This window comes from Arthrobacter sp. LjRoot78 (assembly GCF_964254335.1).
Taxonomy (GTDB): domain Bacteria; phylum Actinomycetota; class Actinomycetes; order Actinomycetales; family Micrococcaceae; genus Arthrobacter.
Genome location: NZ_CAXUTG020000001.1, coordinates 806,726 through 827,593 on the forward strand (window position 1 = coordinate 806,726; position 20,868 = coordinate 827,593).

At 65.0% G+C, this 20,868-nt stretch carries 19 protein-coding genes and 1 tRNA gene; 12 read left to right on the forward strand and 8 right to left on the reverse strand.

The features are described from left to right. The first annotated feature begins 30 nt into the window (after positions 1 to 30). The 4 genes from ACSQ1X_RS03850 to ACSQ1X_RS03865 are packed head-to-tail and all read left to right on the forward strand — an operon-like array spanning position 31 to position 6,149. Positions 31 to 1,686 carry an ABC transporter permease subunit gene (locus tag ACSQ1X_RS03850; protein ID WP_436056709.1) on the forward strand — a complete coding sequence of 552 codons (1,656 nt, stop codon included), beginning with the start codon at positions 31 to 33 and terminating at the stop codon, positions 1,684 to 1,686. Beyond that, a complete protein-coding gene (locus tag ACSQ1X_RS03855) occupies positions 1,683 to 2,663 on the forward strand; it encodes a sugar ABC transporter permease (RefSeq protein WP_436056710.1) in 981 nt (326 codons plus the stop codon). Before ACSQ1X_RS03850 ends, ACSQ1X_RS03855 begins: the two co-directional genes overlap by 4 nt. Before the next feature lie 2 nt (positions 2,664 to 2,665). After that, the gene (locus tag ACSQ1X_RS03860) at positions 2,666 to 4,741 is read left to right on the forward strand and encodes a glycoside hydrolase family 13 protein (RefSeq protein WP_436056711.1); all 2,076 of its coding nucleotides are present in this window, start codon (positions 2,666 to 2,668) and stop codon (positions 4,739 to 4,741) included. Positions 4,742 to 4,775: 34 nt separating this feature from the next. Beyond that, a complete protein-coding gene (locus ACSQ1X_RS03865) occupies positions 4,776 to 6,149 on the forward strand; it encodes an FAD-binding oxidoreductase (RefSeq protein ID WP_436056712.1) in 1,374 nt (457 codons plus the stop codon). A gap of 12 nt (positions 6,150 to 6,161) precedes the next feature. Here the strand turns inward: ACSQ1X_RS03865 and ACSQ1X_RS03870 are convergent, their stop codons facing one another. The 4 genes from ACSQ1X_RS03870 to ACSQ1X_RS03885 all read right to left on the reverse strand — a co-directional run bounded on the left by ACSQ1X_RS03870 (position 6,162) and on the right by ACSQ1X_RS03885 (position 11,345). After that, positions 6,162 to 7,577, reverse strand: a complete 1,416-nt coding sequence (locus ACSQ1X_RS03870) for a DUF4032 domain-containing protein (RefSeq protein ID WP_055802922.1) — start codon at positions 7,575 to 7,577, stop codon at positions 6,162 to 6,164. Positions 7,578 to 7,694: 117 nt separating this feature from the next. After that, positions 7,695 to 8,777, reverse strand: coding sequence for an ABC transporter ATP-binding protein (locus ACSQ1X_RS03875; RefSeq protein WP_028271384.1), 1,083 nt, complete (start codon positions 8,775 to 8,777; stop codon positions 7,695 to 7,697). Between the two features lie 257 nt (positions 8,778 to 9,034). Continuing rightward, entirely contained in the window at positions 9,035 to 9,853 is an 819-nt protein-coding gene (otsB, locus tag ACSQ1X_RS03880) for a trehalose-phosphatase (protein ID WP_055802924.1), read from the reverse strand. After that, entirely contained in the window at positions 9,843 to 11,345 is a 1,503-nt protein-coding gene (locus ACSQ1X_RS03885; RefSeq protein WP_436056713.1) for an alpha,alpha-trehalose-phosphate synthase (UDP-forming), read from the reverse strand. The genes otsB and ACSQ1X_RS03885 overlap by 11 nt, the downstream gene beginning before the upstream one ends. A gap of 180 nt (positions 11,346 to 11,525) precedes the next feature. Here ACSQ1X_RS03885 and ACSQ1X_RS03890 point away from each other — a divergent pair, with 180 nt between their 5' ends. Together ACSQ1X_RS03890 and ACSQ1X_RS03895 are read left to right on the forward strand one after the other, a co-directional pair. Continuing rightward, on the forward strand, positions 11,526 to 12,416 hold the full coding sequence (locus ACSQ1X_RS03890; protein WP_055802928.1) for a DsbA family protein: 891 nt from the start codon (positions 11,526 to 11,528) through the stop codon (positions 12,414 to 12,416). A gap of 157 nt (positions 12,417 to 12,573) precedes the next feature. Then, positions 12,574 to 12,650 (forward strand) — tRNA-Thr (locus tag ACSQ1X_RS03895). A gap of 214 nt (positions 12,651 to 12,864) precedes the next feature. Here ACSQ1X_RS03895 and ACSQ1X_RS03900 read toward each other — a convergent pair. After that, entirely contained in the window at positions 12,865 to 13,299 is a 435-nt protein-coding gene (locus ACSQ1X_RS03900; RefSeq protein ID WP_436056714.1) for a hypothetical protein, read from the reverse strand. A gap of 155 nt (positions 13,300 to 13,454) precedes the next feature. On the opposite strand from ACSQ1X_RS03900, the gene ACSQ1X_RS03905 reads away from it, so the two are divergent. The 5 genes from ACSQ1X_RS03905 (at position 13,455) to ACSQ1X_RS03925 (ending at position 16,398) form a co-directional block, all read left to right on the forward strand. Then, positions 13,455 to 14,147: an ArsR/SmtB family transcription factor gene (locus tag ACSQ1X_RS03905; protein ID WP_436056715.1), complete on the forward strand. Its 693-nt coding sequence runs from the start codon at positions 13,455 to 13,457 to the stop codon at positions 14,145 to 14,147. A gap of 150 nt (positions 14,148 to 14,297) precedes the next feature. Next, positions 14,298 to 14,768, forward strand: coding sequence for a GyrI-like domain-containing protein (locus ACSQ1X_RS03910; RefSeq protein WP_436056716.1), 471 nt, complete (start codon positions 14,298 to 14,300; stop codon positions 14,766 to 14,768). Positions 14,769 to 14,884: 116 nt separating this feature from the next. Continuing rightward, positions 14,885 to 15,118: a hypothetical protein gene (locus ACSQ1X_RS03915; protein WP_436056717.1), complete on the forward strand. Its 234-nt coding sequence runs from the start codon at positions 14,885 to 14,887 to the stop codon at positions 15,116 to 15,118. Between the two features lie 156 nt (positions 15,119 to 15,274). Continuing rightward, positions 15,275 to 15,577: a DUF4193 domain-containing protein gene (locus ACSQ1X_RS03920; RefSeq protein ID WP_011690622.1), complete on the forward strand. Its 303-nt coding sequence runs from the start codon at positions 15,275 to 15,277 to the stop codon at positions 15,575 to 15,577. Between the two features lie 278 nt (positions 15,578 to 15,855). Continuing rightward, the gene (locus ACSQ1X_RS03925) at positions 15,856 to 16,398 is read left to right on the forward strand and encodes an AMIN-like domain-containing (lipo)protein (RefSeq protein ID WP_436056718.1); all 543 of its coding nucleotides are present in this window, start codon (positions 15,856 to 15,858) and stop codon (positions 16,396 to 16,398) included. Between the two features lie 50 nt (positions 16,399 to 16,448). Here the strand turns inward: ACSQ1X_RS03925 and ACSQ1X_RS03930 are convergent, their stop codons facing one another. Genes ACSQ1X_RS03930 through ACSQ1X_RS03940 form a run of 3 tightly spaced genes read right to left on the reverse strand, consistent with a single transcriptional unit; the run spans position 16,449 to position 20,124 of the window. Beyond that, positions 16,449 to 18,038, reverse strand: coding sequence for an APC family permease (locus ACSQ1X_RS03930; protein WP_436056719.1), 1,590 nt, complete (start codon positions 18,036 to 18,038; stop codon positions 16,449 to 16,451). A gap of 11 nt (positions 18,039 to 18,049) precedes the next feature. Continuing rightward, entirely contained in the window at positions 18,050 to 19,093 is a 1,044-nt protein-coding gene (locus ACSQ1X_RS03935) for an agmatine deiminase family protein (RefSeq protein WP_436056720.1), read from the reverse strand. Beyond that, positions 19,090 to 20,124, reverse strand: a complete 1,035-nt coding sequence (locus ACSQ1X_RS03940; RefSeq protein WP_436056721.1) for a nitrilase-related carbon-nitrogen hydrolase — start codon at positions 20,122 to 20,124, stop codon at positions 19,090 to 19,092. The genes ACSQ1X_RS03935 and ACSQ1X_RS03940 overlap by 4 nt, the downstream gene beginning before the upstream one ends. Before the next feature lie 192 nt (positions 20,125 to 20,316). Between ACSQ1X_RS03940 and ACSQ1X_RS03945 the strand changes: the two genes are divergently transcribed. Continuing rightward, complete coding sequence (locus ACSQ1X_RS03945; protein WP_436056722.1) at positions 20,317 to 20,796, forward strand: Dps family protein; 480 nt, start codon at positions 20,317 to 20,319, stop codon at positions 20,794 to 20,796. Positions 20,797 to 20,868: the final 72 nt, after the last annotated feature.

Genomic DNA, 20,868 nt, shown 5'->3' on the forward strand with positions numbered 1-20,868 from the left:
CCCCGCTTCTCCCAAGGACCATAGACAGCCATGCCCAAAACCGATCTTTTCCAGGATTCCCCGCAGCCCCCGTCGCCAGCAGCTTCGCCAACCTGGGAGGGCAACACGCCAGACCAGCCGGGCGGGGCCCGTAGCAGCCGCTCCCGCCAGGATTCCACCAAGGGAATCGTGGCCAAGATCGTGCTCCTGGGCCTGGTGGACGCCCTGGCCGTCTATGTCCTGATGATGCTTTTCCTCAGCCAGTCCTGGGGTGCGCTGGCGGTCTCTTCCGCCGTCGTACTGGCCATTAACTGGATCTACCTCCGCAAGGGGGGACTGCCCGCCAAATACCTGGCGCCGGGCGTGCTGTTCCTGCTGGTGTTCCAGGTCTTCGTGGTGCTCTTCAGCGGCTACATCGCCTTCACCAACTACGGCGACGGGCACAACAGCACCAAGGATGACGCCATCGCGGCCATCCAGCTCACCGCCCAGAAACGCGTTCCGGACTCGCCGGCCTACAAGGCGGCGGTGCTCACCAAGGGCAACGACTTCTACCTGTTGTTCACCGATCCGGATGGCAAGGCCACGATCGGCAGCACCGGCACGCCCCTGCAGGAAGTGCCCGACGCCGGTACCGATTCCACGGGTAAGGCCAACTCCGTCGACGGCTACCAGACGCTGACCTTCCAGGAAATCGTCGCCAACCAGCAGGAGATCCTGGCCATCACCGTGCCCGTCTCGGACAATCCGGCTGACGGCACCCTGCGCACGGCAGACGGAAGCAACGCCTACGAGTTCAAGCCGGCGCTGACGTATGACGCCGCGGCCGATACCTTCACCGACACCGATACGGGGGCCGTCTACCGCGACAACGGCAGGGGCGCCTTCGCCGACGGCAGCGGCGAAACCCTCACCACGGGCTGGAAGATCGACGTCGGCATGGAAAACTTCGCCCGTGCCTTCACCGATCCCAGCCTCCGAGGACCTTTGCTGGGCGTCATCCTGTGGACGTTCACCTTCGCCGTCACGTCGGTGGCACTGACTTTTGCGCTGGGACTGTTCCTGGCAGTCACGTTCAACCGCGAGGACCTGCGCGGCAAGAAGGTGTACCGGATCCTGATGATCCTGCCCTATGCGTTCCCCGCGTTCCTGTCCGGCCTGGTCTGGTCCGGCATCCTCAACCCGCAGTTCGGCTGGCTCAACCAGACGCTTCTGGGCGGGGCCACGATCGGCTGGCTCACCGACCCTTTGCTGGCCAAGGTCAGTGTCCTGGTGGTCAACCTGTGGCTCGGCTTCCCGTACATGTTCCTGGTCTGCACCGGTGCCCTCCAGTCGCTGCCCACCGAACTCGACGAAGCTGCCCGGATGGACGGAGCCGGCCCGTGGCGGGTGTTCCGGTCCATCAAGCTGCCGCTCTTGCTGGTCTCCATTGCACCGCTGCTGATTTCCTCGTTCGCCTTCAATTTCAACAACTTCAATGTGATCTACATGCTCACCGGTGGCGGACCGCGCTTCGCCGACACCGACCGGGACATTGGAGCCACCGACATCCTGATCACCCTCGTATACAAGGTTGCCTTCGGGCAGGGCACCGGCCGTGACTACGGCCTCGCCAGCGCCCTGGCGATCATCATCTTCATCATCGTGGCCACTGTTTCGGCCATCAGCTTCAAGCAGACCAAAGCACTCGAGGACGTGAACTCATGAACGGGTCAACGGCACGCACCCGCACGACGGCGGCTCCCGCCCCAGGCTCCACCCTCACCGCAGCAGGCACCGCAGCCGGGACCACCGATGTCGATCAGCTGAGGCTGTTGCACCGGCGGCGCACGTTCGGTGTCTGGTTCAAGGACAAAGGGTGGCGTCATCTCGTAGGAATCGCAGTGACCATCTTCGCGATCTTCCCGCTGCTGTATGTACTGTCTGCCGCGTTCAACTCCACCGGTACCCTCGTGGGCTCGAATGCGCTTTTCAGCAAACTCGACCTCGGCAACTTCACCGCCTTGTTCAACGACCCGTCCCGGCCCTTCGGCCGCTGGTTCGTGAACACCATGGTGGTTGGTGTGGTGACTTCCGCGGCGACGGTGTTCCTGGGCGCCATGGCCGCCTACGCATTTTCCCGCATGCGCTTCAAGGGGCGCCGGATAGGACTACTGAGCCTGCTGCTGCTCCAGATGTTCCCGCAACTGTTGGCCGTGGTGGCCATCTTCCTGTTGCTCAGCGGGATCTCCGAGGTCATTCCGGCCCTGGGCCTGGGCAGCCAGCTCGGCCTGATCATGGTGTACCTCGGCGGCGCACTCGGGGTGAACACATACCTCATGTACGGCTTCTTCAACACCGTTCCGCAGTCCCTGGACGAGGCGGCAAAGATTGACGGCGCCAGCCACGTGCAGATCTTCTTCGGCATCATCCTGCGCCTGGTCACGCCGATCCTCGCAGTGGTGGGGCTGCTTGCCTTCATCGGCATCTCCAGCGAATTCGTGATCGCCAGCGTAGTGCTGACGGACCCGGACAGCCAGACGCTCGCCGTCGGACTCTACTCCTTTGTCGCCCAGCAGCGCTCGGAGAACTGGGGGGTCTTCGCCGCCGGCGCCGTGCTCGCCGCCGTCCCGGTGATGGCACTGTTCCTGTTCCTGCAGCGCTACATCGTCAGCGGCCTCACCCAGGGCTCGGTCAAGGGCTGAGCATGGCGGCATTCCTCCAGCCCGGTCCGGTCCCACCCGGCCCCCTCCCGCACCACGACGGTTCGCCGCTGCATGCGCCCCGGCGCACTGCACTGGGCGATACTGCCCGGCTCCGCATGAGGGTCCCCGCAGCGTGGGGGCATGCCGCCCGGGTCTGGGTGCGGTCGGTCCAGGACGGCGAGCCGCGGTACGACGCCGCCCGCAGCCTGGGGGAGTCGGACGGCTGGACCTGGTGGGAAACGGAAATGACGGTCACCAACCCGGTGGCGCGGTACCGCTTCCTGCTGGAAGTCGCGGCCGGCGAGTACGACGGCGGGACGCCTGGCACCGGGACGCTCGGCACCGGGACTTTCGGCAGCGGAACAGCGGCCGGCAGCCCGGGGTACTGGAGCCTCAACGCGCAGGGACTGTTCCGCCGCGACGTCTCCGACTACGCGGACTTCCGGCTGACCTCGTTCCCCGCCGCTCCCCAGTGGCTGCGCCGGGGAACGATGTACCAGGTGTTTCCGGACCGCTTCGCGCGCTCCGCGGACGCCGACTCGCATCCGGCGCCTGACTGGGCCATCCCGTCCGGCTGGGACCGCACGCCCGTGGAGGGAACCGGGCCGGCCACGCCGTTCCAGTTCTACGGCGGCGACCTCACGGGGGTGGCCGAAAAGCTGGACCATATCCAGGGACTCGGCGCCGACATCATCTACCTGACGCCGTTCTTCCCGGCGCGTTCCAACCACCGTTACGACGCCTCCACCTTCAACGCGGTGGATCCGCTGCTCGGCGGGGAGAGCGCCCTCGTGAAACTGGTGGAAGCAGCACACGTCCGCGGTATCAAAGTGTTGGGCGACCTCACCGCCAACCATTCCGGCGATGCCCACGAGTGGTTCCGGCGGGCGCTGGCCGATCCGGCATCCGCTGAAACCGGCTACTACTATTTCACGGAGTCCAAGGGGCCGGAGTCCAAGGAGCCGGGCACCAAGCCGGGCACCGGGGAGCAGGGCGTCCGGAACTACGAGGCCTGGTACGGTGTTGCGTCGCTGCCCAAGCTCAACTGGTCCTCCGAGGAGCTAAAACACAAGTTCGTCCTGGACGATGACTCCCCGGTGGCGCGCTGGCTCAGGCCCCCGTTCAACCTGGACGGCTGGCGGATCGACGTCGGCAACATGACCGGCAGGCTGGGCGCCACGGACCTCAACCGGGAGGTGGCGCGGCTTATCGCGGACCGGGTCCGGGATATCAACCCCGAAGCCGCGTTGCTGGCCGAAGCCACCAACGATGCCGCACCGGACTTCACCGGCGAACACTGGCACGGCGCTATGACCTACGCCAACTTCACCCGTCCGCTGTGGTCCTGGCTGGCAGGGGACGCCGCGCACGTCAATTTCTTCGGCACCCCCCTTGCCGGGCCCAACCGGATGGGTGCCGAGGATTTCCTCGCCACCCACCTGGACCTGGCGGCAGCCTTCAGCTGGGACCTCCGGCTCCAGAACATGAACGCCCTGAACAGCCACGACACCGCCCGTGCAGCCACGGTGATGATTGACGGCGGGCAGCTGCTCGGGGCCGTCATGATGTTCACCCTTCCGGGTGTTCCGGTGGTCTTTGCGGGAGACGAGTTCGGACTTAAAGGGCACAATGGCGAAGACGCCAGGACGCCGATGCCGTGGGACGACCCCCGCCGGGTCGAGGCGGACCTCCGCCCCAGCTATTCGTCCCTGGCATCCCTGCGCCGTGGGCAGCCGGCGCTCACGGAGGGCGGCATCCGCTGGCTGTATGCCGACGGCGACGCGCTCGCCTACGTACGGGAGACGGCAGAGAGTGCTGTCCTGGTGTTCGTGGCTCGCGCCGCCGCGAGGGCGGACCTCGCCGCCGGCGCACTGTCTCCGGCCCAGTTCGCCGCGCTCGCCGCCGATCCGGCCTTCAGCACAGGTGACGTCACCGCGTATACGGGTGCATGGGCTACCGGAACCCGGATCAGCGCGGGCGAGGCCGCGGCGGCGGTCTGGGTGCTTCCCGGTACCCGGGCACCGGGAGCTGAAGCTGCTGCGGGCTCAGCAGCAGGGATGAAGGGTCCGCCCGTTTAGACTGGAGGCCGGATTCGACGGACCTGGAGGCCGCATGAGCAACATTGTTGACGAGCTCAAAACCATCCTGGAGCCCGGCAAGCTGGCCGTGGACGAAACGACCTTGGCCAGTTACGCCGCGGACCAGGCACCGGTTGTCGACTACCAGTTGCCACTGGCCGTCGTCTGGGCCGAAACAGTCGCGGACGTCCAGGCCGTGGTCAGTGCCTGCGCCAAGCACAGTGCGCCCATTGTTGCCCGCGGGGCCGGTACCGGGGTTTCCGGCGGTGCCCACGCCAGCCCGGGGTGCATCGTGCTGAGCCTTGAACGCATGAACCGCATCCTCGCCCTGAGCCCGGACGACGAGACCGCCGTCGTCGAACCCGGCGTGATCAACGCGGCCCTCAACGACGCAGCAGCGGTGCACGGGCTGATGTATGCCCCGGATCCCGCGAGCTTCCGCACGTCCACTCTCGGCGGCAATGTTGCCACCAACGCCGGTGGCCTGCGCTGCGCCAAGTACGGCGTCACCCGCGATTCCGTGCTGGCCCTCGACGTTGTCCTGGCAGACGGTTCCCTCATTCACACCGGGCACCAGACGTTCAAGGGTGTTGCCGGCTACGACCTGACCGGGCTGTTCGTTGGCTCGGAAGGAACGCTCGGCATTGTGGTCGGGGCGACGCTGCGGCTGAAGTACCTTCCCCGTGAAGTGCACACCATTGCCGCGTTCTACCCGGACTTCCGCAGTGCCGCGGCGGGTGTCCTGGCCGTGGGGAAAGCGCGCGTGCAGCCCGCCATCATGGAGCTGCTCGACGGCGGTTCGCTGCGTCAGCTCGATGAGATCCATGGCTCGGACCTCAGCACCCGTGGAGCCTCGCTCCTGCTGATCCAGACGGACGGCTTCGGGGCGGCGGCGGCGGAAGCCGATGTGGTCCGCGAGGTTCTTGCCGCCACCGGAGCCACAGTGACCACTGAGGCCAGCGCGGAAGCCGAACAGCTGGTGGAACTCCGGCGGAACAGCCGCGGCGTTGAAGTGGACGACGAATACCGGGTGGGGGAGGACGTGGCCGTGCCGCGCTCGCGGCTTGTGGACTACATCGGCGAACTTGAAGCCATGGCTGTGGCCCACGGCGTGCAGCTCAAAGTGGTGGCGCACGCCGGCGACGGCAACCTGCACCCGACCTTCTGGGTGGACCGCGTGGACCACCAGGTGGACGCCGACGCCATGCAGCGGCTGGGCGAATGCCTGGACAGATCAATCACGGTGGCCCTGGCCATGGGCGGAACCATCACCGGCGAGCACGGGATCGGGCAGTACAAACTGCGGTGGCTTGGCCTGGAACAGCCGGAACCCGTCAGGGAACTGCAGCGCCGGATCAAACATCTCTTTGATCCGGCCGGCATCCTGAACCCCGGGAAAGCGATCTAGGGACCGGCGACGTTAGTCGTCGGAGTCGGGGTATTCGTCGATGTCCTCGTCGCCGTACCGGGACTGCTCGGTTTCCACTTCGAGGATCTTGAGCAGCTCGGTGTCCGGGTTGAGCATGATCGCTGCTTCGTCGCGGCGGTGCCGGAGGATGGAATCGATGTAGGACTGCACGGCCTCCGCCAGCGGAATGTGCCGTTCCTGCTTCTCGGACATGTACCAGCGGTGTTCCAGCACTTCGTGGACGGCTTCGGCGGGTTCGAGCTTGCCGGAGAGGTCGCGGGGAATCGAACGGACGATGGGTTCGAAGATTTGGCTGACCCACAAGTGGGCGCTGTATTCCTCATCCATGGAGGGGTTGTTGTCCGCGCGGAACGAGTCCATGTCGTTGAGCAGGCGGCGGGCCTGGTTCTCCTGGGCGTCCAGCCCGGTCAGCCGCAGCAGGCGGCGCTGGTGGTGGCCGGCGTCCACCACCTTGGGCTGGAGCTGGATGGTGGAGCCGTTCTGGGTGGTCTTGATCGCGTATTCCTCAACGTCGAACCCCAGCTCGTTGAGTTTCCGGATCCGGGCTGCCACGCGCCAGCGTTCGCCGATCTCGAAGGATTCCTTCTCGGTAAGCTCGGTCCAGAGCCTCCGGTAGCTGTCCATGATGAGTTCGCTGGTGGCCACCGGGTCCACTTTTTCTTCGATCAAACCGCCGTCCAGCAGGTCCATCAGCTCGCCGGCGATGTTGACCCGGGCGATCTCGAGATCGTACTCGCGCTGGCCTGTGGACAGGTCCGGGTACAGCTCGCCTGTCTCGGCGTCCACGAGGTAGGCGGCGAAAGCGCCGGCGTCGCGCCGGAAGAGCGTGTTGGAGAGCGAAACGTCGCCCCAGTAGAAGCCGATCAGGTGAAGGCGAACCATCAGCAGCGCCTGGGCATCGATCAGCCGGGTGAGCGTGTCCTTGCGGAGCATCTGTGAGAAAAGCGCGCGGTAGGGCATGGAGAACTTCAGGTGCCGCGTGACCAGCACCGGATTCAGTGGCCGGCCGTCCGGTGTGGTGCGGCCGGTGATTACGGCTACAGGCTCGACGCAGGGTACGTCCAGACGCGCCAGCTTGCGGAGCATGTGGTACTCGTGGCGGGCCACGTGTTCGGATGTTTCCTTGATCGCGATCACCGAGCCGCCCAGGTGCGCGAAGCGCACGATGTGCCGGGATATGCCTCGGGGAAGGGCAGCGAGGTATTCCGCGGGCCAGTCCTCCAGGGCGATGTGCCATGGCAGATCCAGGAGTTCGGGATCAGCGGAGGCGGCGGTGATGCTCAGGTTGCTGGAGACGTTGGAACTCTTGTCGTCGTTGGCGCTGGCCGCTTCAAACCGAGGTAGTTTGCCGATCTGGCCGTAGTCGGTGGGTTCGTCGTGCCATTGGGCGTTGCTTTCCTCGGTCATGTGCCAATTCTTCCGTACGTAGGGGCAGGCGGCCTAAACAAACGTCAGGAAACCGCGCTTAAATCACGACGGCGGCCCGTCCAGTGAGGAGGGGCCGCCGCCGTTCAGTGCTAAAGGCTAGTCGCCGAGGCGCAGGCCGGTCTTGGTGTCGAACAGGTGCACGTGTCCGGACTGCGGGCGAACGTAGATGGATTCGCCCTTCATCGGGGGACGGCGGCCGTCGACGCGTGCCACGATGTCGTGGCTCTTGCCGTCCAGCGTGGTGTGGCCGTAGACGTAGGCGTCGGCGCCGAGTTCTTCGACGACGTCAACCTCAACCTGAAGGCCTTCACCGGCGGCGACCTGCTCCAGGTCCTCCGGGCGTGAACCGAGGGTGACGGTGGCGCCGTGGGCTTCTTCGAGGATGTTGCGCGGTACCGGGTACACGGTTCCGCCGAACTGGACGCCGCCGTCGACGACGGGGAGTTCCAGCAGGTTCATGGCAGGGGAGCCGATGAAGCCGGCAACGAAGACGTTCTTGGGCTTGTCGTAGAGGTTGCGCGGGGTGTCAACCTGCATCAGCAGGCCGTCCTTCAGCACAGCCACGCGGTCACCCATGGTCATGGCCTCGACCTGGTCGTGGGTCACGTAGACGGTGGTGACGCCCAGGCGGCGGGTCAGGGATGCGATCTGCGTACGGGTCTGGACGCGGAGCTTGGCGTCGAGGTTTGAGAGCGGCTCATCCATGAGGAAGACCTGCGGGTTACGCACGATTGCGCGGCCCATGGCGACACGCTGGCGCTGACCGCCGGAGAGTGCCTTCGGCTTGCGGTCCAGGTACGGCTCCAGGTCAAGAAGCTTGGCTGCTTCGCGGACACGCTCGGCGCGCTCTTCCTTGCTGACGCCGGCGATCTTCAGCGCGAAGCCCATGTTGTCCGCAACGGTCATGTGCGGGTACAGGGCGTAGTTCTGGAAGACCATCGCGATGTCGCGGTCCTTCGGCGGAACGTCCGTGACGTCGCGGTCTCCAATGAGGATGCGGCCTGCGTTGACGTCCTCAAGACCTGCGAGCATGCGCAGGGAGGTGGACTTGCCGCAGCCGGAGGGTCCAACGAGGACCAGGAATTCGCCATCGGCGATGTCGATGTTGAGCTTATCGACGGCGGGCTTATCGGTGCCCGGGTACAGACGTGTTGCGTTATCAAAAGTAACTGTAGCCACAGTTATCAATCCCTTCACCGGCAGGTACGTGCCGGACGATCCGTTGTGAATGGTTCATGTTTATTCAGTTGTCCACGGTCTTTCAGCCGTGTACTCCCCGGCCGAAGCCGAGGAGTATCGCGTGACGCCGCACGGTGTCTGTGCGCCACATCACAAACAGAGTATGTCAGATTTTATGCATTTGGGTGCAAATGTTACGGGCGTCACATGTGAGATTGGTGACGGTGTCCGTCCGGAGCGTGGATTTACGCGGGCGGCTACGCGGATTCCGCCAGGGCCAGGGTGCGCTCACGGAGCAGTGTTTCCAGCAGCTCGGCAATGTGCACGGGCGCCTCCACGCGGAACTGCGCCTGCGTGAAATCGAGCCCCACCTTCACGCCCACGTCGCCCGGATACAGCCGGCCCAAGGCGTCTTCATCGGTGGTGTCGTCTCCGGCGAACACCACCGCTGTGGCGTCGGTCGCCTGGCGCAGGAAGGCCATGCCCTCACCCTTGGAAGCGTGAACGACGGACGTCTCCAGCACGCGGTTGCCGTTCTTCAGGTGCACGTCCGGCCGGTCCTGCAGGGCTGCGCGGGCTGCGGCGACGGCGTCTTCGGCCACGTCGTCGGCGGCCAGGCGGGTGTGGAGCACGACGCCGGCCGGCTTGTCCTCCAGCAGGGTGCCCGGCGCCTGTTCCACGATCTCTTCAAGGACGCGGCGGACTTCTGCCAACAGCGTCAGCTGGTCCGGGTCCAGGGTGAGTTCGGAAGAACCCGGTCCCAGCCAGGCTTCGGCCCCGTGGCTGCCGATGAGGAGCGTCTCGGGCGGCGGCGAAGCGACCGCCCGGAGGCTGGCGAGGGCCCGGCCCGAGATGAGTGCCGTCGTCGTTCGCGGGAGGACCGCAAGGGCGGCGAAGGCGGCGGCGGACCGGGGGAGGGGACGGGCATCAGCCGCGTGGTCAACCAGCGGGGAGATTGTTCCGTCAAAATCCATGGCCACCAGGAGGTGCTCGGTGGCGGCCACCTTTTTGAGGGCCGCCAGGAGTTCCGGCTGAAGCGTGAGGGGCGTCTTGCCCGGGGCTGCATCAGGTGTCATCGCGGACCACTTTCTCTTTGAGCGCTGCAAGGAAGTCGGCTGACCAGTGATCGACGTCGTGGTCCAGGATCTGCTTGCGCATGGACCGCATCCGGCGGGCCGCCTCGGCGGGCTGCATGTTGACGGCCCGCATGATGGTGTCCTTGAGGCCGTCGATGTCGTGCGGGTTCATCAGTAAGGCCTGCTTGAGCTGGTCCGAGGCCCCGGCGAATTCGCTGAGCACCAGGGCGCCGTCGTTGTTGGTGCGGGCGGTCACGTATTCCTTGGCAACCAGGTTCATGCCGTCACGCAGTGCCGTGACCAGCATGACGTCGGCCGCCAGGTACAGTGCCACCATCTCATCGATGGGGTAGCTGTGGTGCAGGTAGCGCACTGCGGTGTTCTGCATGGTGTCATAGGTGCCGTTGATGTGGCCCACGGTGCCCTCCACCTCTTCACGCAGCAGCCGGTATTGCTCCACCCGCTCCCGGCTGGGGCTTGCCACCTGGATCAGGGCCGCGTCCTCCACCGTGACCTTGCCGTCGGCCAGCAGTTCCTCGTAGGCCTTGAGCCGGTGCCGGATGCCCTTGGTGTAGTCGAGGCGGTCGACGCCGAGGAGGATGGTCTTCGGATTGCCGAGGTCCCGGCGGATCTGGTGGGCGCGCTCGATGATCTCCGGCTTGCGGGCCAGTTCGCTGATCTGCTTGACGTCGATGGAGATGGGGAACGCCTGCGCCCGGGCAATGTGGGTTGTTGCCCCGTCCGGTCCCTTGACGTGCACCTGCTGCTGCTTGACGCTGGCACCGAGGAAGCGGCGGGCTGAACGCATGAAGTTGCCGGCATCGCTGGGGCGCTGGAAGCCCACCAGGTCGGCGCCGAGGAGGCCGTCAATAATGGCCCGGCGCCAGGGAAGCTGGGCGAAGATTTCCGGCGGAGGGAAAGGGATGTGGTTGAAGAACCCGATCTTGAGGTCCGGGCGCGCTTCGCGGAGCATCTTGGGGACCAGCTGTAGCTGGTAGTCCTGCACCCAGACGGTGGCCCCCTGGTCGGCGTGCCGCACGACGGCGTCAGCGAACCGCCGGTTTACCTTACGGTATGAATCCCACCAGGTCCGGTGGAATTCCGGCGGCGCAATCACATCGTGATACAGCGGCCAGAGCGTGGCGTTGGAAAAGCCCTCATAGAAGAGCTCGACGTCGTCCGTGCTCAGCTGCACCGGGACCAGGTCCATTCCGCCGTGGCTGAAGGGCTTGACGGTCTCATCCGGGGCGCCATGCCAGCCCACCCACGCGCCGTCGGTCTTGGTCATCATCGGGGCCAGTGCGGTCACCAAGCCGCCGGGAGACCTGCGCCAGCCGTCCTCGCAACCCCTGTCCTCCGGTGCGCAGCGGTCAACCGGGAGCCGGTTGGACACCACCATGAAGTCGTACAGCGCGGCAGCCTCGTGGCCGCCGCCGCGCGCGGGTTTTCCTTCAGCGGTTGCTTCGGATTTGTCACGGTGCGTAGTGTGCATTGGTGCCCCTTGGGTTGCTAATGGCTCGAAGTCAACCCTAGTCGGCTGGAATCTTCCGTGCTATCCATCCGTTGGGCAGACGGACGGAAAGTTGAAGGCGCAAGCTCTCAGGTTTCTCCCCTAAACTGACAAAGTTGCCACTGATGTGGTCCGCACCTGGCCGATCGACCCGAGGAACTGATGAGCGCCGCAAACGAACCCCGCAAGTCCAAAGCAGAACGCACTGCCGAGGCCCGCGAGAAAGCCCGTGAAATCCGTGAGGCGCAGCTGAAGAAGGACAAGCGCAATAAACTCCTCATCGGCTGGGGCATTGTGGTGGCCGTCGTAGCCATCCTCGCAATCGTTGCACTGGTAGTCAGTTCCAACATCAGGAACAACGCTCCCGTGGCAGACGAAGGCCCCACTCCGGCCAACGGCAACATCCACGGCGGCGTGACGCTGCTGGCAAACTCCGAGGTAGTGAAGTCCGATCCCGCTGCGGTGAACGTGAAGGACGTCCCGTCTAAGCCGGAAACGCCGCCTGCAGAGGTGAAGGCACCCGGTGCTGAGGCGGAAGCCGGCAAGCCTGTGAAGGTGGTCGTCTATATCGACTTCATCTGCCCCGTCTGCAAGCGGTTTGAAACCACCTACAACGAACAGTTGACCAGCCTCCGCAACGAAGGGAAGATCTCGCTGGAGTACAGGCCGCTCGGCTTCCTGGACCTGCAGTCCACCACCAACTACTCCTCCCGCGCGGCCAACGCTGCGGCCTGCGTAGTCAACGAATCGCCCGAAAAGTACTCCGACTTCGTCAACGCTCTCTTCGAGAAGCAGCCCGCGGAAGGCAGTGCCGGCCTTTCGGACGACGATCTGAAGAAGATGGCCACGGACGTGGGCGCCAAGAGCATCGACACGTGTGTGGAAGAGAAGAAATACCGGCCCTACGTAAAGGTGGCCACGCAGGAGGCTGCTGCCATCGGTGTGACCGGCACTCCGACTGCCTTCGTGGACGGCAAGCAGTGGGGCAAGGGCGACTCCGCCAATACCGACCTGATCCCGTTCATCCAGGCCGCAATCGACGCCAAGGGCTAACAACCACCCTCGCGCATCAGGCCAGTGGCCCGGTTTCGGAACCATCCGGCACCGGGCCACTGCCGTTTTTACCAGCGGGGCGTCCTTGGGCTAACCTTATCTAGCACTGCATCCAGTGCCGCTCGTTGCGCCTGATCCGTCGGGCAGAAACAGGCACGCCTCCTTAGCTCAGTTGGCCAGAGCACCGCTCTTGTAAAGCGGGGGTCGTCGGTTCGAATCCGACAGGGGGCTCCACTGTGGCTTGACCTGTGGTTGTAGCGCCGCAGGGCAGGGGCCTTTTGCTTTTTTCAGGTCGTGGACCCACCCTTTACTCACCCGTATCGGCGCCGGACTTAACCTGCGTCGGCGATTGCGCTTCCGGGCTGGCTGCATCGAAGGCGCTGAGCACCGCGGTCGTGTCGAAGGCCTCCTTATATTCCCCGACGGACTGTTTCCGGGTCATCGAGTGTCAGTGGCGTGTCATCGTGGAGCTTCGCATTCCGCTGTAGGCTGCCACGACCCCTACCAGGAAAATGAGAACGGCGAGGTAGATCAGGCCGAGGTGACCAAGCGTGGCCAGACCCCATGGGTAGTGCGCGGGGAGGGCAACGGCGAGTCCGACGACCGGGACGATAACGGCTGTGGCAAAGGCCCACCGTTCTCCGCGGCGCACTCCATACCAGGACAGGCCTGCGACGGCCAGCACGGTCGCAGCGATGAAGCCGCTGACCGCGATGTGCAGATGGCTGATGTAGTGATACAGCTGGGGGCTGAACGCCTCGATTTCCGCCTTCCCCTTGTCCACTTGTTCGGGGCCGATGCCCAGCTCGAGGAAGGCGTCCGTGAAGTTGAGTACAAGGAAGATTACGGCGTAACCCACGAAGGCCAACCCGGCCAGCGTCATGAGAGCGGCTCCTGTCCGGAGACGGGACTTTTCTCCTTTGGGAGCTTGGATGGTGGACACGGCCACCACCCCCTTTCTTAATTTAAGTAGGTACTTGAATAAGAATCCTCTGACGGTAGGCTTGTCAAGAGAACTCTTGAATAGGAGGAGGGTGAGTGGGCAACCAGCAGGAAAAGGATGCGCTCTTCGACGCCCTCGTCGAAGCTGCAAAGGCGTTGGGGAACGGCAGAAGGGCGCAGCTGATCGATATCCTGGGGCAAGGCGAACGGTCGGTTGAGGAGCTGGCCGCAGAGATCCACCAGAGTATGGCCAACACATCCCAGCACTTGCAGCGCCTGCTGCGTGCCGGCATCGTCTACTCCCGACGGTCGGGGACGAGGATCTATTACTCGCTTGCCAGCCCCGCAGTGGAGCGGCTATGGCGAGCACTTCGGGAGGCAGCCGAAGCGCATTCGGGGGAGCTGGGCGATCTCGTCCGTGCCTACGTCGGCAACCGCGCCGACCTGAGCATGATCACGCGTGACGAACTGCTGCTATGGCTGCGGCAGGGCGACGTCGTTGTGCTGGACGTGCGGCCGCAGGCAGAGTACGAAGCCGGACATATCCCGGGGGCGCTTTCCGTGCCCTTCTCGGACGTTAAGTCTCGACTGCGCGAGGTTCCCCAGGGGAGCGAAATCGTCGCCTACTGCCGCGGACCATACTGCCTATATGCGGACGAGGCCGTGCGGCTGCTCACGGACGAAGGGCGCCTCGCCACAAGGCTTGAGGACGGCTTCCCCGAGTGGAAGGCGGCAGGGCTCCCGATAGAACAGTCGGCTACGGTCCGGAATGCACCGCCGCGGCCCTGATCGGAGAAATATGAACACCACGGCCGAAGCGAAATATTTGGCCGACGTGTCAGCGGTGGTCGAAAACTGACAAGACCCAGGAAGTCCCAGCGCCGGGCCCCGGGCCGTTTGGCCCTACGCTGTTCCATTCACACCGCGGAACCTTGGCGTATGAGCCAAGAGAAAACCGGCATCCGGCTGGTCCAACGCCCCGAGCAGCCCACCGCCGTCGTCCGCGAAAAAGTGCCCATGGGCGAGCTACCCCCGTTCTTTGGACGCGCCTTTGGCGCCGTCATGGCCGCAGCCCAGAACCAGGCCGTGCAGATTGCCGGGCCGCCCTTCGGCCTGTACCGGGGCATGCCCACCGACACGGTTGACGTCGAGGCGGGATTTCCGGTGGCAGCGCCCTTCACCGGGTCAGAAGGAGTGGCGGCCGGAATCCTGCCGGCGTGCCAGGCCTTCGAAGCCACCCACACCGGTCCGTACGACACGCTGAGTGCCACGTACGACGCCATCCAGGCGCGGATGAAGGAAGAGGGATTCAGCCCGGCCGACTCAATGTGGGAATACTACTTGAGCGACCCCGCCACGGAGCCCGATCCGGCCACCTGGAAGACCCTGGTTGTGTGGCCAGTGGCGTAGGGTCCAGGCCCAGGTCCACGGGCCGCCAGCACCTGCCATCCGCGAATCCCGGAAATGTAACTCCGCGGAGACTCCGGCGAAACGTGCCCACAACACGGGGCGCCTACTTTGGGGCTATGACATCACGCCTGTTCACCAGAATGGCTTCATGGTTCGAAGCCCGGACCTTGCCTGCTGCCTCCCCGTCGGGCGACGGCGCCTGGGAACAAGGTGCGTGGGAACAGGGCAATGCCGCGATCGCCGACGTCACCAGGTGGGGCTGGCTGCCGGCGCTCAGCGGCGTGTCCATTGCGGCCGATCATGCGGCGATCGCGCACCGGGAGAAGGCTGCCGCGGCAAGCGAGGGATAGCCGCTGGCCTGCCTTTCCAGGGAGCTTGGAACCGGCCGGTAACGGTCCGATTTGTCGGGTTCAACACACTTTTCTTCAACAACCGGCATAATGTCCTAAACTGCTTCACTGAGGTGCCTGAAATGGCGCTGCGCAGCAACGAAAGTGAACCACGCAATGGCTACCGATTACGACGCCCCACGCAAGACAGAAGAAGAGTCTCCCGCTGAATCACTGGAGGCCCTTCAGGCGTCCCGCGGCGGCGGAGCCCAGACCGCCGTCATCGACGTTGATGAGAACGATACGGCTGAGGGAATTGACCTTCCCGGGGCGGACCTTTCCGGCGAAGAACTCACGGTCACCGTTGTCCCCGAGCAGTCCGACGAATTCACCTGCTCCTCGTGCTTCCTCGTCCGTCACCGGTCCCAGGTTGCCCGCGAAAAGAACGGCATGAAGTACTGCCGCGACTGCGAAGGCTAGGCAGCTTCCAGCACCCGCCCCAATTTCAGAAGCACGGCATCGAAGGCGCCGGCGAGCCGTGAGGCCCGCCGGCGCCTCGTCGTTATGCGGCATTACGGAAGCGTGTCCAATGACCTTCCGGAATGCCCCTGAGTGCCGCCAAATGCGCCGCTGAATAACCGTCCCGTAATCTGCACAACCGCAATTTAACAGTTGGGCGCCGAAGGGATTTCGGCCCTCGTTTTAGCCTGTCACGGCTCCTACGCTTGAGTTATCTCATCACTTCCGAGGTGGCTGAAATGAAGAAATTCCAAGTATGGCTGGCGGCGATCCTGATGGCTGCCGGGCTCGGCCTGGTGGCCCCGGCGCCGGCATCGGCGTCCTACTGCGGTCTGGTGTGGGGGTCGCTGGCGAAATCCGAAGCCACTATGGGAACCGGGAAGGTCACCAACGTGCGGACCGGGCAGCACTACTGCTTCGACCGCCTGGTGGTTGACCTCAACGGTCCGGTGAAGGGCTACACGGTGCGGTACGTCCCCACTGTTGTGCAGGACGGTTCGGGGTTGCCGGTTCCCCTCCGGGGGCGGGCATTCCTCCAGGTCACCGTCAATTCACCGGCATATGACGACGGCGGCAAGTCCACATACAGCCCGGCCGACAAGAAAGAACTGACCAACGTTGGCGGCTACCAGACGTTCCGGCAAGTGGCTTGGGCCGGCAGCTTCGAGGGTTACTCGACCATGGGTCTGGGTGTCCGCGGACGGCTGCCGTTCAGGGTGTTCACCCTGGACGGACCCGGAGCGGGCTCCCGGTTCGTGGTTGACGTTGCCCACTACTGGTGACCTGCCCGCCCGCTGGGCCCTGGCACTGATGCCCCTTGGTGGTCCCGGAGTTACTCCGGGACCACCAAGGCAGGAGTGTCCTTGCGGATGGTTTCGCCGCGGAAGAACCCGGGACGCAGCCTGGCCATGATGAGCATGAACACGGCGCCCAGGGCGAGGATTCCCACGCCGAGGACGAAGACCAGCCCCACGCCGAAGATCTCTGATCCGCTGCCGAACTCCGGCGCCCAGCTGTCCGCGGCCGTCTGTAGGAAGACCACCAGCAGCCCCAGTCCGCCCAGGAGCGGGCAGAGCAGCCGCAGGACGAAGTGGCGGACACTGCTGAAGACGCTGTTCCGGAAGTACCAGGCGCACGCGAATGCCGTCAGCCCGTAGTAGAAGCAGATCATCAGCCCCAGGGCCAGGATGGTGTCGTTCAGGACGTTTTCGCTGACCACGTGCATCACCGCATAGAACCCCGCGGAGAGGACGCCTGCGGCAACCGTGGCGAAGCCCGGCGTCGCAAACTTCTTGCTCATGTGGCTGAACGGTTTCGGCAGGGCGCCGTAGTGCGCCATGGCCAGCAGGCTTCGGGACGGCGAGGTGAAGGTGGACTGCAGGGACGCCGCCGAGCTGGACAGGACCGCCAAGGACATGAGGATGGCAAACGGGCCCATGATGGGGGACGCCAGCGCGGTGAAAATGTTCGCGTGGTTCTCTTCGTTGTTCAGCCCGACGCCCTCGGTGCCCACGCCCGCGAACATCATGGTGGCGATAGTGACCAGCAGGTAGATGCCCAGGACAATGACGGCGGTGAGGGTGCCGGCGATGCCCGCGGTCTTCTTGCCGTTGGCCGTTTCCTCGTTCACGGTGAGGCAGACATCCCAGCCCCAGTACACAAAGATGGACAACGAAATTCCGGCGGCAATCTGCCCGAACGTCTCGATCTTTGTGACGTCAAACCATTCCCAGCTGAACGGGATGGAGGTTTCCGAGGACGACCAGTTGGCGAAGGCCATGGCCACGAACAGTCCCAGCACGAGCAGCTGGAACCCCACCAGGCCGTACTGGACGATCTTGGTGGTGTGCAGGCCGCGGTAGCTGACCCAGACAGCCAGGGCCACGAACACGAAGCAGGTGGCGACGTTCAAGGGCTTGTTGGCGGCGAGGTCGGCAAGCTCCGGTGCGCCCGTGAGCTGGGCGAGAAACAGGTAGAAGAAGTCCACTGCCACAGCTGCCAGGTTGGACAGCACGATGATGTTCGCGGCGAGGAGTCCCCACCCGCCCATCCAGCCCACCCACGGGCCGAAGGCCTTGGTAACCCATGTGAAGGTAGTGCCGCTGTCCGGCGAGTCGGCGTTGAGTTCCCTGTAGGCCAGGGACACCAGGATCATGGGGATGAAACCGATGAGGAAAATGACGGGCAGCTGCAGCCCGGCTTCGTTCACGGTGGGGCCAAGGGCGCTGGTGAGCGTATAGGCCGGTGCGATGGTGGAAATGCCAAGGACGACGACGGCGAGGAGGCCCAGCTGCCCGCCCTTCAGTCCCTTTCCGGTGATGCCGTGCGGGGTGCCGGGCGCGTCGGTGACGGACGCCGCTGTGCCGGCTGCTTCTGTGCCGGCGGCGCTGGCCTGGGAGCCCTGGCGGATGGTTTGGGTCATGTCCGGACCTTTCACGAAGTCAATACTTTAGGGGAAGCAGCAGGCTGCTGCTGGGTGATGCAGTGGATGCCTCCGCCCCTGGCGAACAGTTCGCGGGCGTCGATGCCCACGATCCGGCGGCCGGGGTAGGCATCGGCAAGGATCCGACGTGCCTTTTCGTCGTTGGGGTCGGCGAACGTGCAGGCAATCACGCCGCCGTTGACCACCAGGTGGTTGATGTAGCTGTAGTCCACGAAACCCTCGTGGTCCCTGAGGGTGGCGGGAGCGGGGACCTCGATGATGTTCCACTCGCGGCCTGCGGCGTCCCTGGTGGTGGACAGGAAGCTGATGATTTCGCGGCTGACCTCGAAATCCGGATGCTCCGGGTCCTGCTGGGAATGGACCAGCAGAGTGCCGGGGGAGGGGATGGCGGCCACGATGTCCACATGGCCGCGGGTGCCGAACCGCTCCGAGTCCCTGGTCAGGCCGCGCGGCAGCCAGACGGCGTGGGTGGCCCCGATGGTCCGGGCGAGTTCTGCTTCCACCTCGGCGTTGGTGAGACCCGGGTTGCGGCCCGGATCCAGCTGCACGGTTTCGGTCAGCAGCACTGTCCCCTCGCCGTCCACGTGAATTCCGCCGCCTTCATTGACGAGACCGGAGGCGATGTGCCGCGCTCCGGAGCGGCCGGCCACCTCCGCGCCGATCAGCGAGTCCTTGTCCCAGCGGGCCCAGTCCTGCCCGCCCCAGCCGTTGAAGACCCAGTCGACGGCGCCGAGGCGGCCGTCGTCGTCGAGGACGAAGGTGGGGCCGATGTCCCGCATCCACGCATCGTTGAGATCGGCGGTGAGCACCTCGACGGCGGGGTCCAGGTAGCGGGCGGCAATCCCGACGTCGTCGGGCGCCACCACCACGGTGACCGGCTCAAATTCGACGGCGGCATTGGCGACCGCCGCCCAGACGGTCCGGGCGGCGTGCGCCTCTTCCGCGGTGTCGCCAAGGGTGTAGCCGCCCGTTGGGAAGGCCATCCAGATGCGTTCCTGCGGGGCCGTCTCGGCGGGCATGCGCCAGCTGCTCACGCGGTCACCTCCAGGTAGACGGGGGCCGGACCGCCGAGCGGCTGGTCACCCCGGACGGGTTCGGTGAGCCGTGCATAGGTGTCCGGGCGGCGGGTGGCCAGGAACGGGAACAGCGTCAGCCAGTCCCTGCGCTGGTCCAGGTCCAGGTCGGCGACGAGGACAGCGGATTCGTCGCGGGGCGCCTGGGCGAGGATCCGGCCGTATGGGTCCGAGATGAACGAGGAACCGTAGAAGTTCAACGTGCCTTCGTTTCCCCAGCGGTTGGGGGCCACCATGAACAGGCCGTTGGCGATGCCGTTCCCCACGATGACCTGCTGCCAGAGCGGCTGGGTGTCGAAGTCCGGGTGGTCCGGTTCGGAGCCGATGGCAGTGGGGTAGACCAGGAGTTCGGCTCCGCCCAGGGAGTACAGCCGGGCGAGTTCCGGGAACCATTCGTCCCAGCAGGTGGGCATCCCCAGCCTGGCGCCACCGAGTTCGGCGGGGGAGTGGACCTCGTGGGCATCCGTGGACGCCGGGCCCTGACGGAAGAATTTGTCCTCGTAGTAGCCGGCGGTCACGGGGATGTGCAGTTTGTGCGTGCGGGCCAGCAGTTCGCCTTCGGGAGACACCAGGATCGCAGTGTTCAAGCCGAGGCCATCGTCGGTGCCCTCAGGATTGTCCGCGCGCTGGTACAGCGACGCATGGACGGAGATGCCGTGGCGGCGGGCGGCGTCGGCGGCGAAGCGGAACGTGGGCCCGGTCAGCAGGTCCTCAGCGAGGTCCGACGGGCGGGGACGCGCGGCCCAGGAGCGTGACGTGTCGTTTTCCGGGAGCGTATCCGCCGGGTAACGGGAGAGCGTCAGTTCCGGCAGGAAGACAACGGTGGCCCCCAGCCGGGCCGCGCGCCGGATGCCCTCGTCCAGTTCTGCGCGAAGGCGCGCAGGGTCGGCGTGCCAGCGGTGCTGGACCACGCCGACCCGCAGTGCAGGGCGGGCGGAAGGCTGCGTCCGGGCCAGGGAAGCGGGTGGTTCAAGGCAGGTAATTTCAATCATGGCGAATACTCCAGTGAGACGGCGGTCACTAAATGAATGACGTTCATTTAGTATCCACGTCACGCCGCCGCATGGCAAGGAAAAAATGAACAATCATCATTTTGTTAAGCCCGGGGAGAGAATCGGTGGCGCCGTTGTGGCGGCTGGGATAGTTTCGAACTACCCGAGAAACCGCTGAAACCAGGAGGATCAATGAAGGCATCACCGACGCTGACCAATAATCTGCAGGCTGTGCTCGCGGACCTGATTGAACTGCACATCCAGGGCAAGCAGGCCCACTGGAACATTGTGGGAACCAACTTCCGCGACCTCCACCTGCAACTGGATGAAATTATCGACGCTGCCCGGAACTTCGCCGACGACATGGCGGAGCGCATGCGTGCACTCCACGCCCTGCCGGACGGCCGCAGCGCCACCGTTGCGGAAACCACCAGCCTGGCGCAGTTCCCGCAGGGGCTCATCAACACCAAGGACGCCGTCGACCGCATCGTCGCGGCGCTCGAAGCGGCTGTGGGCACCATGCGCAAAGTCCATGATGAAGTGGACGAGGAAGATCCCACAACGGCTGACCTGCTTCATGAGTTCATTTCGAAGCTCGAGCAGTACGCCTGGATGGTGGGCGCGGAGAACATGAAGGCCTCGGCCAGCGTGACCATTCCCGACAGCAAGTAAGCCACACTCCTAGTCACCAGAAAGCCCGGCGCCGGATGATCTCCGACGCCGGGCTTTCTGCTGCTGCGGAGT